Consider the following 12,852-nt stretch of genomic DNA (forward strand, 5'->3'; position numbering starts at 1 on the left):
CCTTTCCCGGATTATATGTCAGGGCATTCTGCCATGGGGGGAGCATTTGCGGGAGTGATGACCGAATATTTTGGTGAGGACTATGTATTTAGTACTGTCTCCCAAGAGCTTCCAGGTGTCGTTCGTCATTTCGATAGCTTCCATCAAGCGGGAATGGAAGATGCCCTCAGCCGTGTTTTTGGCGGGGTTCACGTCCGGGAGGCTTGTATTGATTCTTTTGACATGGGGTTAGCTGTGGGCGAGTTTGTCGCACAAAACTTCTTTCAGCCATCAGGGGGAGGTTGAACGAACCTGCATCAGTCCCCACCCTCAGCAACGCACCGGTGGGGAAGGTGCAGGGGTCGGCAATTTGAGGACTCGATGTCCGAAAAATTGCCAACTAAATTTTAGGTGTATCCTGATTTTTGATATACTCCTTAAGCTTTTCAAGCGGTGGTTTGTGTTAGGCAATGGACGGGGTTATGTCACCCGATCAAACCATACTAAGTAGGGTTTGCTGAATAAATCTAAAAACCTTGTTGGATAATATTTTTAGGCTTTTTTGAAATCAAAAAGTGCCTTAGCCAGGATTGTTCGGGGGGGAAATTTAGGCACTTTTTCCCTGAAAATTAGGTAATTGGCCACCTCAAAACTGGTAAAACCCCACACCCCACACCCCACACCCCACACCCTACCACCACCGAAAAACTTTTTGCCGCAAACCCTAAATACTCCCTATTTTTTTAGGAGATTTTAACTGACTGAGAACAACGATTTGATGAGTTGCATTCCAAACGTTTTTGACGTTCTGCTAAGATTGTAGTTAAATTCGGTCTTCCGGTTAAGGTTAATCGCCAAGAAGCCCAAATTTCATAGATAATATCCACTAGAAATCCAATAACCGGCCATTTGGTAGCGGCATAAATCCAACCAATGCCCAAAATATCATAGACTTGGCGAAACACTTCCACATTTTGGAGTATAGTACCATCAGCTAGTACGGCGTGGATTCGTCCCATGGCTGCCGCGAAGGAAATACCGCCATTTTCCTCCGGATTATAGTCTTCGGCGGCAATATCGACAAAAGCAACTAATCCTCTCCCAGCATCCCGTTTTTGCAGAAAATTGACCTCGCGCAAGCAGAGGGGACATTCTCCATCGTAGAGAAGTTTAATTTTCCAAGAGGGCGATCGAGTAGAATTTTCTAAGGTATCAGCAGATGGAGTCGGTAAAGATGACATGATCTTCTAGGGATTTTCTTTTCAGTGGGGGATTGTCAAGGCAATTTATCAGATTGGATGGTATCACTCTCTATGGGTTCTCGATCGTTGCGTTTTGAGAAACCCCAAGCAAAGAGGATAGCAATTAAACTAATCATAATCCATTCCGGCGGCACAAAATCGGGACTAATCACCCGCAACAGCAATCTTAAACCCACCAAACCGACGGTGACAAAACCAGCGTCTTCTAGGTGGGTGTATTCCTCTAACCAGCGAATAAATAAACCGGCCATAAAGCGCAGGGTAACTACTCCGATCGTACCACCAAGCAGGATTAACCAAGTATCATCGGCCACGGCGATGGAAGTGGTGACACTATCGAGGGAAAAAGCTAAATCAGTAACGGCAATTAGGGGGATAGCTTGCCAGAGAGATTGAAACTTGAGACTATGATGGGTGTGATCCTTGTCTTCAGGGGAGGCAAAGTAATTAAAGACTAACCAGAGCAAATATACTGCTCCCAAAAGTTCAAACTGCCAGTATTTAACCACCCAGGTGGCGGTAAGAATCAAGATCATACGGAGAATATAGGCGAAAACTAAGCCAATATTCAAGGCCTGACGTTGACGCTGATGATCTCCTAATCCCTGTGCTATGGAAGCGAGAGCAATGGCGTTATCTGCTGATAATACCGCTTCTAGGGCAATGAGAACCAACAGAATTAACGGGGTTTTTAGACTAAGGGTTAGAGATGAATCAAGGAGCGAGTCTAACATTGAGGCCGCAGGTAAAAATAAATGTAATGATGGCGATACCTCAGCTTAACGCTTTTACAACTTTCTTTTCTAGGGGAGATAACCGTCATCGGAGTGGGGAGATATGAATTCTTGTAACGAAATGATGCAGAGAACCCCGATGATGTCGGAAAGTATTGGATAAATATCTTTATGAGGAGATAATCAGCAATGCTTTCTGATACTCAAGTTTTAGTCGCTCTGGTAATTGCTTTAATCCCCGGGATTTTGGCTTTTCGTCTAGCGACGGAACTTTATAAGTAAAATCGCTTTCAATAAACCCTGATCCCGTCTGACCTAGCTATAGGATAGACCGATTGGGGTTTTTTCGGTTATCGGTCATCAGTTATCAGTTATCAGTGATTGGGTGTAAATTGAAAGTAATTAGCCATTTTTCTGACCGATTTTACTGATACTCGTAAATCTATGACCGCACGAACAGGAAACCAAACCGACAAAAAACCACAAAAAAAGCCAAAAAGCGGCAATAAATCCCAAAACTGGCAAGTTATCGAGATTTGGCTGCGAATTATTGCCTATAGCGCTCTTTCCATCACGGCAGTTTTTGCGATCGCTCGTTTGCTACCCTACCAACAGATCCAACAGGCAAAATTAGAAGAAGTGCGTTTGGCAGCCCAAGAAAAGGAGGAACGCGTCAATCAATTGCGCGGTCAATTTACTCGCAGCTTCGATCCTAGTCAAGCGCGGCAAGTCATGGGTGAACAAAGTTCCCGACGGGATCCTAATCAAAGACGCATTTTTTGGGTTTCTCAGTAGAATTGATCGAGATAAATGCGTTTTTGAGCAGATTATTTGGGTATTTTGCCGATGCTGGTTGTTCACAACGAAAAAATTCTCGATTTCAATAAATACCGCTACTCTCTAGGGGATATTCAGAGATTATCCTCGTTTTTGTCGGAAAATTACGTCTTGAGATTTCCCCATCTGGAAAATGGGGCGTTGCTGATTTGAGATATGAATCTTCTTTTGTGGGATTTTTAAAACCTAGACCCAAACTAACTTTTGGATGGGTGCAAGGTTGTCATTCATACCTTGATTCAGCAACGCCAGAAAAAGCGAATGAGATAGGAATTTACAAGGGGATAAAAATTAAAATCTTTCTGATTTCAAGCTACCAACGACCAGAGCTAATCACTGAAAACTAAAAACTAAAAACTAAAAACTGATTACTGATTACTGATTACTGATAACTGATTACTGATATGACTCGATCCTATTTTGCTACTACCGCTAGGGGACTAGAAGAAATTGCCGCTAGGGAATTAGAATTCCTGGGGGCCAAAGAAGTTAAACCCGTATTCACCGGAGTCCATTTTCAGGGAGATCTGGCCCTACTCTATCGAGTCAATCTTTGGTCAAGAATTATTTTTCGGGTTTTGGTTCCCATTGCCGAAATTCCCTGTGGGGATGGGAAGGAACTGTATGATGGCATTCAAGCCATTGATTGGCGCGATTATCTCACCAGTGAGGAAACTTTAGCGGTACAATGTACGGGAACGAACGATCGCCTCAATCACACCCATTACACCGCTTTAAGCATCAAAAACGCTATTATCGACCAACAGCGTCAACAGGGGAATCCACGTTCTTTTGTGGATACAGAAAACCCCGACCTGCAAATTAACGCTCATATCGAGAAAAATCACTGTGTGCTTAGTTTAGATAGTTCTGGCCACAGTTTGCATCGTCGCGGGTATCATCGGGCCATGGGAGTCGCACCCCTGAAAGAAAGTCTCGCCGCTGCTTTGGTAGAATTATCGGCATGGCAGGATGATATGGCGCTTTTAGACCCTTTCTGTGGTTCGGGAACCATTGTCATCGAAGCGACGTTAAAAGCTTTAAATATTGCCCCCGGTTTATCTCGTTCCCAGTTCGGATTTCAGAAGTGGCCAGACTATCAACCAGATTTATGGCAATCTTTGGTTAAGGAAGCTAAAGAAAAACAAAAATTTCAGCTAAATGCGCCAATTTATGCTAGTGATGCCGATTACGAGGTTTTGCATCAGGCCGAGGATAATGCCTATTTTTGTCAAGTGCAGGACCATATTAATTTTAGCTTGCAAAGCATCACTGACTTAGAACCGGCGAGCGATCGAGGGATTATTCTCTGTAATCCCCCTTACGGCAAAAGATTGGGCAATACCGAAGAATTAGGCTCTTTATATAAATCCTTCGGTGATGTCTTAAAACAGAGGTTTAAGGGTTGGACAGCCTATATTTTGTCGGGAAACAAAGAACTGACTAAACAAATCGGTCTGCGTTCTTCCCGTCGCACTCCCTTGTATAACGGTTCTTTGCCCTGTACCCTCTTAAAATATGAGTTGTATTAACTACACCAAAACCTTGAGACTGTCAAGAGCTAAATGAACATTTTGACGAACTGAGGCAGCAGAATTGTGTAAATCCAGACGTTCAGCATCGGTCAAACGCACTTCCAGAATACTTTCCACCCCCCGACAGCCTAAGCGACAGGGAACCCCCAGATAGACATCCTGTAGGCCGTATTCACCCTTAAGATAGGCTGCCGCCGGCAGTAAACGGGATTGATTTCTCAATATCGTCTCGACCATGGTACAGGCAGAGGAAGCAGGGGCGTAATAAGCGCCGCCAGTTTGCAGTAATTTGACGATTTCAGCCCCACCGTTGCGAGTTCTCTCCACTAGACGGTTAATTGTTATCTCGTCCATTAATTCGGTAATCGGCACACCACTGACGGTACAGTAACGGGGTAGGGGCAACATTAAATCACCGTGACCACCCAAGACCATGGCATGAACGTCGGCGGTACTAATCCCCAATTCCATGGCGATAAAGGTTTGTAAACGGGAAGAATCGAGGACCCCCGCCATTCCCATCACTCTTTGGGGGGGTAAACCGGTTGCTTGCCAGACTAGATAGGTCATCACATCCAGGGGATTGGTGATGACGATAAAAATGGCTCCGGTCGAATACTTGAGGCATTTAGTGGCGGCCTCGACGACAATTTTGGCATTGACATTCATGAGATCATCGCGACTCATGCCCGGTTTTCTGGCTAATCCAGCCGTAATCACGACAATATCGGAGCCTGCCGTGTCTTCGTAGTTATTAGTGCCGATAATCTCGCTGTCGTGCAGTTCTATGCCCTGGGCTTCCATCAAATCTAGGGCAATACCCTGGGGTAAACCATTGACTATATCGAGGAGAACCACATCGGCGAGGTTTTTTTCGGCGATGCGTTGGGCCAGGGTGCGTCCGACGTTACCAGCACCAATAACCGAGACTCGGGGCGATTGACAGGGGAGGAGTGTATCGTAGAAGTCAACCATGATTTATGGATGAGGCAATATCCTCATCAGGCGGGTTCCAGTTGTTCGAGCTTTAGCCACACACTGGGGGTAGGAACATAGAATTTAATCAAAGCATAATCATCTTTTACATCCAAGACTTCTGCTGTCGAGTTGAACATATAACTGGGTAAACGGCGATCGCTGGCTAGGGCTTCGAGGCTATTTTCTAGGTTTCCCGTCACCACGCGGACTAAAGCTCCTTTCTTAATTGTAGCTGCCATGTTTTTCTCGTTAAATTTGCTTGGGGGTTTCTCCCATAAATTGTTACATATTCGGGCGGGCCTCTGACAAGAGGGTGTGGGGTGTGGGGAGATAGGGGTGTGGGGTGTGGGGTGTGGGGATTGGGGAGAATAAATAAAAATAATCTCCTGAATACTGACTCCACCGACAAACTTTTTCAGTAAATCCTAATTAAAACTCAACCATTTGACCATAACTTAAGAGACTTTGTAGGGTTGCGAGGCGATTTTCCCAGACCTGTATTTGATAGGCAGATAAATCTTTTTGTCTGGACATCACAGATTTAAATTTATAGCTAAATCGCTTTAAAGCATTTTGAGTTAAAGTCAAATTACGAGGGCTGGGATTATTAGCTAATTGTTCTAATAGATTAGCCATTTCGTCCACTTCTTGCCCCCAAGTTTTTAAGGTTCCCTCCTCCATTGCCCATAAATTATTCGTGATTAAAAAACTCCACTCTTGACGCAAGGAATTAAACCGCGCTGCTGCCGTTTTAAAGGGTTGACGGTGGGGTAAAGGTTCGGTTTTTTTCGTAATCATCGATCCCTGAATGCGATTAAGAATTGTTTGCAAGTTGGGATTGAGATTTTCTGTGGCAAAAAGAGCGAATCCCGAAGTGGGAAGATTGCGAATAAATTGTAGTTGATCGATCATGACTTGATCGGGCACTTTTAACAGACGGATACCGGGTATAATCAGAGCATTTCCTGCAATTTTGCGATCAAATAAAGACTGGGTTTTCTCTTCTAAAGTCCCTGTATCGAGAGCATAAGTCATTAAAAATATCAGGTCTATCCATTGATTTTGTCCCCATTCTTCCCAGTTTTGTTGAATACGATATAATCGTTCTTTTTGTTCCATGGGAAACACCGCCGCCGACATTTTTAACTGGGGGCGAATCTGTTTTAAGCGAGTAGAAACCTGCGAGACAAAAGTATCAACCTGACGGATTTTAAAGCTAGTCCATTGTTCCCATAAAGCACCCCGGGGATTTAAAGTAATCGGATCAACTCCCGTCATTTGTTTAAATAACCAGCGGCCGGATTTACCATAACCATAGGTTTGATTAGAATCTTGACTCTGGAAGGGATAGCGAATATAATCTAACTGCAAGCCATCCACATCATAATTCTTGACAATTTCCTCGTAAAGAGATAAAAGATAGTTCTGTACCTCGGGATTAGCAGGATCAAAAAAGGCCTTTTTCATGCCTTGACTATAATCAAAAGAACCACCACTTTTATTAGTTGCCCCCCAATCGGGATTACGGGATAAAACTGGACCTAGATAATCTAATGGTTGCTCTAATACTTTATTATGAGCTTGATTAGCCGCCGCAAAAACCCACACCCAGGCGTGGATTTCCATATTGCGTTCATGGGCTAATTTAACGGCAACTTTTAGGGGATCCCAACCTCTAGTTAAAGGGTTTTGTTCGGGGGCAACTTGACTGGGATAAATAGTATAACTAGCATTAACTGTCTCGAAAAAGACCACATTAATACCCGCCTCCGCCATGCGATCGAATACTTTAGCTAAATCGTCCTCATTTTTAGCTTCTACGATCGTGCCTCTATCTAACCACATTGCCCGTATTTCTGGCTGGGCAAATTGTCGATTAGTGGGATAATTATCCCAAAGACTTCGCCGCGCTTGTAACCAAAATTCCCGCGCTTGGGTATAGGCCCCCTGGGCAATTAAATTCTGAAAATTATTTAAGCTTCCTTGGGCATTTTCTAGGGCTAAACGGAATCGTCTGGCTGTATCTGAGGTGGAGGAATTTTTCCCACGATTATGAAATGCTTGTGCTAAGGATTTATCAGTATTGGATATATTACTATTACTTGCCTCTAAAGCTAAGAGAGTCGCCCCATAACGCCCGATTAATCCCTGCAATTCCGCCGTCATCTGGCTAATTTGTTGAGGAGTTAGACTTGCTCTGGGGGGAATTGCCTCGGTATTCGGACTTAATCTCGCCGTTTCACTGGGGAGATTTTCTGAAATCTGGGGTAGAGGGCGACGGGGTGCGATCGCAAAGCGCTCGCTACGCGAGATCGCTGTTGGGGTATTATTAATATTATTAACTATTGTTGAGTTTCCTTGACAATAGGGCGCAATTGTGCTAGGAGAAGAACTACGATTAATGCCGTAGCGTTGCAGGGCGGTTTCTAGCCAAGCACTATCGAGGGCGAGATTAGCGACGGCATCGCTGCCCCAGCGCCAACCGAGAAAGATCGAGTTATTATTGAGGACAACGGCGGGGGGATTGTTGCGCGCCCCCCAGACGGCGACGGTTTGGCTATTAACTCCCGTGGGGATAACCACACCACCGAGGAGACTGCTGGCTAGAGGTTTTTGGTTTTTCAGTTCACCTAAATTAGTCGGCCGCAGGGTGTAAGCTTGGGAGTGAGGATAAGCCCAGTAAGCCCCAAATAGCGATCGCAATTGATTACGCACAGCAGGTTCCGAAAGATTCCCCGCCGGACCGGTGACAATAATTTTACCACCACGATTAAGCCAACGACTCAAGACATCAGCTTGTAAACCGGAAATAGTCTCGACGTTGGGGATGATTAGAACCTTAATTTTATTTAAATCCGCGTCGCTTTGCCACTGATTACTCTGGAGAATGCAGTAATTAACCCCGACATTTTGCAAACGCTCAGTGATAGCTGTCCATTGATTGGCATTTTCTTGACTTTTTAACACTGCCACCGGTGTCGCTAAAACTGGGATCGGCAGCAAGACACCCACACAGGACAAAAGACAGGCAATTAGGGGTTTTTTAAAAAGATGATCAAGATGGAAGGACGATCCCAGCACGTTTTTTCTCTTATTTTTTTTGGTTAACTCCTCCTGATTTTACCCAACTTAGCCAAAAAAGAGTATCTTTGGGAACAAAAATTGCGTCTTAGCTGTCGGCAACATGGTTTTAGGGTGTTAGGGTTTTGGGGTTTTAGTTGAAATTCCCCACTTCCCCCATCTCCTCACTTCCCCACTCCCCTATCCCCATCCCCCTACAACTGTAAGGACAATTGCCGAAAGTGATCGCCGCGATGTTCAAAACTTTGGTATTGGTCAAAACTAGCGCAAGCGGGCGATAATAACACCACTTTAGCCTCTTTTGCCGGTCCTAGTTCAGCCGCGCGTTGAACTGCCCTGTCCATCGTTTCTACACATTCATAATCTTGATAACCTGCCGACTGTAAACGACGGGCAAAATCGGCGGCAGCGTCACCAATAAGCAGCACGGTGGCGACTTTTGCCTTAATTTCAGCGATCCAAGCCCGATCATCCCCTGCTTTCGCTTCTCCCCCCGCGATTAAAATCGCCGGATTCGGGACGGATTGTAAGCCCACTGCGGCCGCATCGTAGTTAGTTGCTTTACTATCATTAATAAAGTCTAGTCCTTTATACGTACAAACATACTCTAGACGATGGGCAACCCCAGGGAAAGTGGCGATCGCTTCAGTAATGGCTTTTTTCTCGATTCCTGCCAATCTAGCGGCGGCCACAGCCATAAGCAAATTCTGCTGATTGTGACTACCCACCATTTTCAGCAGATTAACCGGGGCAATTAACTCCCCAAAAGCCACGATCCAGTTATCTTGCAGATAAACACCACGACTAGGATCGCCCAAAAGCGCATCTTTACCCTTCACAGAAGTCCAATAAGCTTGTTGCCATTGACTAACACCGATTTGACGCAGATAGGGATCATCACCGTTGAGGATTTGGCGATCGCTTCTTTGCAGTAAAGAGGCTTTAATCTGATAATAATTTTCGAGGGTTTGATGACGACTGAGGTGATCGGGGGTAAAAGTTGTCCAGATACCGATTTTCGGCGATAAATCCTGACTGGACTCGATCTGATAACTACTGATCTCCGCAATAATCCAATCGTATTTATCGGCTTTTAAAGGCAATTCACAGGCAGCATAGCCGATATTACCGCAGGAAGGAGCATTTAACCCTGCTTTTTGAAAAATAGCGGCACAGAGGGCGGTGGTGGTGGTTTTGCCGTTAGTTCCCGTAATACCCAACCAAGGGGAAGATTGCAGATAACGCCAAGCTAATTCTAATTCTCCGATCGTATCGATGCCTTTTTCTCTGGCAGTAATTAAAATCGGGGCATCCCAAGGCACCCCGGGGCTAACCACGATAAGATTAGGCAAGTCCGAAGCCTCTAGACTGAGATTTTGACCAAGATTAACCCTAATTCCTTCCCTTTCCAGATTGGTTTTGGTTGCTTGTAGGCCGGGAGAATCAGAGCGATCGCTTAATGTCACCTGCCAACCATCCCGTTTTAAGCATCTTGCCGCTGCTATTCCCGATCTTCCCAATCCAATAATCGCCGCTTTCGCCATCTTGTTGCCACTCTACTCAAGGGTCAATTTTTAGCAATCTCTATCCTACTGTGGATTAGGCCCTTGTAATAGCTATCTTCCAAGAAAACAAAATTCTCTCGCTTACGTCCAGATCGATAAAATAAATGCAAGTACAATCTCTATAACAACGCTCCCTATTTATGAATCTAAAATCATCCTTAAAATTTACCCTACTGTTTTCGCTTCTGGGGGGTTGTCTCCTGACGACACCGAGTCAAGCAACTCTCTTTGAACAACAAGAAGTTAATCAAGAGGATTTTATCGCTATTGCCCGACCCTACGGTAACGGTAAATACGATTTACTGATTTTGCAACAAATCCCGGGTAAACGCCAATGTTGGGCGGTAAATGGCACAGAACCGACCATTGTTCAGCCTCTCTTGCTCGATTTCGATTTTACCGGCAGTTGTGAACGGGCCACCGACAGTAACGGTTATTCCCTTCGCATTCAGGGCAAAGATTACGGTTTAGAATACCTGCTGCGTATCGTACAACGCAACGGGGAATTAGTCCTTGTGGGAACCCCCCGCAATCCCAGGCAATCGGAGGTAATTATTGGACGGACAAAAGGTTTAGGGACCGGTTTAATGCAAATTTATCTCATCGATGGCTGGCGCTTTACTAAACGCAGTCTAGCCGGTCAAAATCTCAGTCATATCTATCTAACTGCCGATAGTCCCAGTTTCAATCCTCCCCCGGAATTACTCGCGGGTAATAGTTATTCTCTCCCCAGAGAATCCGTCAAAGCAGAAACACCTGTTAATCCTTCTGCCAATCCCGAAGTGCGAGAATATACCTTTACCGCTGCAGAAACAGCAGTAGAGAGCAATCCTCAGCCAGTGGTCAGTAATCCAGTGCCAGAGCCAAATTTTACCCCACCGTCCCCAGTTAACCCTAATTTACCCCCCCTGACTCCTCCCAATTCCCAGAATAATAATGCAATTGTACCACCACCGCCACCGCGCAACCTAGGCAATCCCAGAAGTTTATCAGACGTGATCACTTTTAATCGGGCTGCCGCTAATCCCAGTAGTGGTAATATGAGCAATAGTAGTCGCCAAGGTTTTAAAGTAGTAATCGAAGCTAAAACAGAGAGCGATCGCACTAGGGTTCGTTCTCTCTATCCCGACGCTTTTCCCACCTCCTACAAAGGTCGTCGCGTCTGGCAAATAGGCGCGTTTAGTAGTCGCAATAAGGCTGAAAACGCTTTACAAACTCTTGCCCCCCTGCGCGGATCGATCGTACCATTTTAGCGAACGCTGGAACTGCGGAACGGGGAACAGAGAAATGGGGGAGTGGGGAAATGGGGAAATGGGGAGATAGGGGAATTTCAACTAATACCCCAAAACCCTAAAACCTCAACTCTCAACTCCGGCCTCCTGACTTGAAAGAGGGTGTAGGGTGTGGGGTGTGGGGTGTAGGGAAGGAAACCTCTTTCATCTGTGGGGGTGAAAATTTTTTCATCGGGACTGACTCCTAGAGTAACTAATAACTAATAACTGATAACTGAAAACATGGAAATATCGGAACTAAAAAAAGGTATCGAGATAGTAGGATCGCGCCTGGGTAAAACCCAGGACTATCTTTGACTTACCCACTTTAAGGGCCAAAATTAAAGACTTAGAACAGGTGGCGGCCGTCCCCACTTTTTGGGATAATCCCGATACTGCTCAAAAAACCCTGCAAGAACTAAATGAATGTAAATCTTCTTTAGAAACCTATCAAAGTTGGTGTGGACAATTAGAAGATACCAAGGCAATTATCGAGTTATTAGAATTAGAATCCGATCGAACTTTACTAGAAGAAGCAACGGACAATTTAACTCATTTACAGCATGACCTCGATCGCTGGGAATTGCAACAGCTTTTAAATGGTCCCTACGACGCAAAAGGAGCGGTTTTAACGATTAACGCGGGGGCCGGGGGAACCGATGCCCAGGATTGGACAGAAATGCTCCTGAGAATGTATTCTCGCTGGGCCGAGAAACAGGGTTATAAAGTCACTTTAGCGGAAATATCAGAAGGAGATGAAGCGGGAATTAAATCGGTGACAATTGAGATTGCCGGAACTTATGCTTACGGTTATCTGAAAGGAGAAAAAGGCACCCATCGGTTAGTAAGAATTTCCCCTTTTAATGCTAATGGTAAACGTCAAACCAGTTTCGCCGGGGTGGAAGTGATGCCAATTTTGGGCGATGATGCGGTGAGGGTAGAAATTCCCGATAAAGATTTAGAAATTACCACCACTAGATCCGGGGGAAAAGGTGGCCAAAATGTTAATAAAGTGGAAACTGCCGTGCGTGTAGTTCATCTTCCCACAGGCATCGCTGTGCGTTGTACCCAAGAGCGATCGCAATTACAAAATAAAGAAAAAGCCCTAGCTTTATTAAAAGCGAAATTGTTAATTATCGCCCGGGAACAACAGGCTCAAGCGATCGCAGAAATTCGCGGCGATATGGTGGAGGCCGCTTGGGGGAATCAAATCCGTAACTATGTTTTTCATCCCTATCAATTGGTTAAGGATCTCCGCAGTAATGTGGAAACCACCGATGTTACTGGGGTAATGAATGGGGATTTAGATAGCTTTATTGAAGCCTATTTACGTTTGGGGGGGAACAGTGCAGGTTATACTGATTCCTAAGTTGACATCCTCACCGCCGTAAAACGGACGGTGATTCCCAAACCTCACGATTTAGGTTCCTGCTTCTTTCCCTTGCGGGGTTTCGCACCTGCCTTAACAGTTTTACTCTGTTCTGGTCTTATGGTCGCTCTACAGACTGACACCGCAAGTCCTGCGGCCAAAATGTTTTTACTGGCGTTAATATCTCGGTCATGGTGAGTCCCACAGTCTGGACAGTCCCATTCTCGAACATCTAACGGCA

13 protein-coding genes are annotated in these 12,852 nt (G+C 45.2%); 6 read left to right on the top strand and 7 right to left on the bottom strand.

Features of this window, described 5'->3' with window-relative positions; all coding sequences use genetic code 11:
• A partial coding sequence (locus IM322_RS12200) for a phosphatase PAP2 family protein (RefSeq protein WP_287674340.1) occupies positions 1–285 on the top strand: 285 nt, incomplete at its 5' end.
• A gap of 437 nt (positions 286–722) precedes the next feature.
• Here IM322_RS12200 and IM322_RS12205 read toward each other — a convergent pair.
• On the bottom strand, positions 723–1,220 hold the full coding sequence (locus IM322_RS12205; RefSeq protein WP_286824105.1) for a thiol-disulfide oxidoreductase DCC family protein: 498 nt from the start codon (positions 1,218–1,220) through the stop codon (positions 723–725).
• A 35-nt stretch (positions 1,221–1,255) separates the two neighbouring features.
• The gene (locus tag IM322_RS12210) at positions 1,256–1,975 is read right to left on the bottom strand and encodes a TerC family protein (protein WP_286824103.1); all 720 of its coding nucleotides are present in this window, start codon (positions 1,973–1,975) and stop codon (positions 1,256–1,258) included.
• 189 nt (positions 1,976–2,164) lie between these two features.
• Here IM322_RS12210 and psaM point away from each other — a divergent pair, with 189 nt between their 5' ends.
• The 3 genes from psaM to IM322_RS12225 all read left to right on the top strand — a co-directional run bounded on the left by psaM (position 2,165) and on the right by IM322_RS12225 (position 4,344).
• Positions 2,165–2,257, top strand: coding sequence for a photosystem I reaction center subunit XII (psaM, locus tag IM322_RS12215; RefSeq protein ID WP_012264462.1), 93 nt, complete (start codon positions 2,165–2,167; stop codon positions 2,255–2,257).
• A 162-nt stretch (positions 2,258–2,419) separates the two neighbouring features.
• Positions 2,420–2,770 carry a slr1601 family putative cell division protein gene (locus IM322_RS12220; protein ID WP_287674343.1) on the top strand — a complete coding sequence of 117 codons (351 nt, stop codon included), beginning with the start codon at positions 2,420–2,422 and terminating at the stop codon, positions 2,768–2,770.
• Positions 2,771–3,216: 446 nt separating this feature from the next.
• Positions 3,217–4,344, top strand: a complete 1,128-nt coding sequence (locus IM322_RS12225; protein WP_287674344.1) for a THUMP domain-containing class I SAM-dependent RNA methyltransferase — start codon at positions 3,217–3,219, stop codon at positions 4,342–4,344.
• Here IM322_RS12225 and mdh read toward each other — a convergent pair whose 3' ends face one another.
• From mdh to murD, 4 genes are all read right to left on the bottom strand, one after another.
• Entirely contained in the window at positions 4,345–5,322 is a 978-nt protein-coding gene (mdh, locus tag IM322_RS12230) for a malate dehydrogenase (RefSeq protein WP_287674345.1), read from the bottom strand.
• 26 nt (positions 5,323–5,348) lie between these two features.
• A complete protein-coding gene (locus tag IM322_RS12235) occupies positions 5,349–5,564 on the bottom strand; it encodes an NAD(P)H-quinone oxidoreductase subunit O (protein WP_002782591.1) in 216 nt (71 codons plus the stop codon).
• 190 nt (positions 5,565–5,754) lie between these two features.
• The gene (locus tag IM322_RS12240) at positions 5,755–8,406 is read right to left on the bottom strand and encodes a glycoside hydrolase family 10-like protein (protein ID WP_287674346.1); all 2,652 of its coding nucleotides are present in this window, start codon (positions 8,404–8,406) and stop codon (positions 5,755–5,757) included.
• Between the two features lie 194 nt (positions 8,407–8,600).
• Positions 8,601–9,950, bottom strand: a complete 1,350-nt coding sequence (gene murD / locus IM322_RS12245; protein ID WP_287674348.1) for a UDP-N-acetylmuramoyl-L-alanine--D-glutamate ligase — start codon at positions 9,948–9,950, stop codon at positions 8,601–8,603.
• 161 nt (positions 9,951–10,111) lie between these two features.
• Between murD and IM322_RS12250 the strand changes: the two genes are divergently transcribed.
• Both IM322_RS12250 and prfB read left to right on the top strand, forming a co-directional pair.
• Entirely contained in the window at positions 10,112–11,224 is a 1,113-nt protein-coding gene (locus IM322_RS12250) for a DUF3747 domain-containing protein (protein WP_287079543.1), read from the top strand.
• Between the two features lie 261 nt (positions 11,225–11,485).
• Positions 11,486–12,611, top strand: a protein-coding gene (gene prfB, locus IM322_RS12255; protein ID WP_287674350.1) for a peptide chain release factor 2 whose coding sequence is annotated in 2 segments (ribosomal slippage) — positions 11,486–11,557 and positions 11,559–12,611 — 1,125 coding nt in all. Because the reading frame shifts where the segments join, the coding sequence is not laid out codon by codon here.
• A 44-nt stretch (positions 12,612–12,655) separates the two neighbouring features.
• Here prfB and IM322_RS12260 read toward each other — a convergent pair.
• A partial coding sequence (locus tag IM322_RS12260) for a zinc ribbon domain-containing protein (RefSeq protein WP_287674352.1) occupies positions 12,656–12,852 on the bottom strand: 197 nt, incomplete at its 5' end.

The sequence above is a fragment of the Microcystis sp. M109S1 genome, assembly GCF_020247025.1.
Taxonomy (GTDB): domain Bacteria; phylum Cyanobacteriota; class Cyanobacteriia; order Cyanobacteriales; family Microcystaceae; genus Microcystis.

Excerpts from the sequence above, each read along its gene's own strand:
- IM322_RS12205 (WP_286824105.1), bottom strand. The coding sequence starts at position 1,220 with ATGTCATCTTTACCGACTCCATCTGCTGATACCTTAGAAAATTCTACT.
- IM322_RS12210 (WP_286824103.1), bottom strand. The coding sequence starts at position 1,975 with ATGTTAGACTCGCTCCTTGATTCATCTCTAACCCTTAGTCTAAAAACC.
- psaM (WP_012264462.1), top strand. The coding sequence starts at position 2,165 with ATGCTTTCTGATACTCAAGTTTTAGTCGCTCTGGTAATTGCTTTAATC.
- IM322_RS12220 (WP_287674343.1), top strand. The coding sequence starts at position 2,420 with ATGACCGCACGAACAGGAAACCAAACCGACAAAAAACCACAAAAAAAG.
- IM322_RS12225 (WP_287674344.1), top strand. The coding sequence starts at position 3,217 with ATGACTCGATCCTATTTTGCTACTACCGCTAGGGGACTAGAAGAAATT.
- mdh (WP_287674345.1), bottom strand. The coding sequence starts at position 5,322 with ATGGTTGACTTCTACGATACACTCCTCCCCTGTCAATCGCCCCGAGTC.
- IM322_RS12235 (WP_002782591.1), bottom strand. The coding sequence starts at position 5,564 with ATGGCAGCTACAATTAAGAAAGGAGCTTTAGTCCGCGTGGTGACGGGA.
- murD (WP_287674348.1), bottom strand. The coding sequence starts at position 9,950 with ATGGCGAAAGCGGCGATTATTGGATTGGGAAGATCGGGAATAGCAGCG.
- IM322_RS12250 (WP_287079543.1), top strand. The coding sequence starts at position 10,112 with ATGAATCTAAAATCATCCTTAAAATTTACCCTACTGTTTTCGCTTCTG.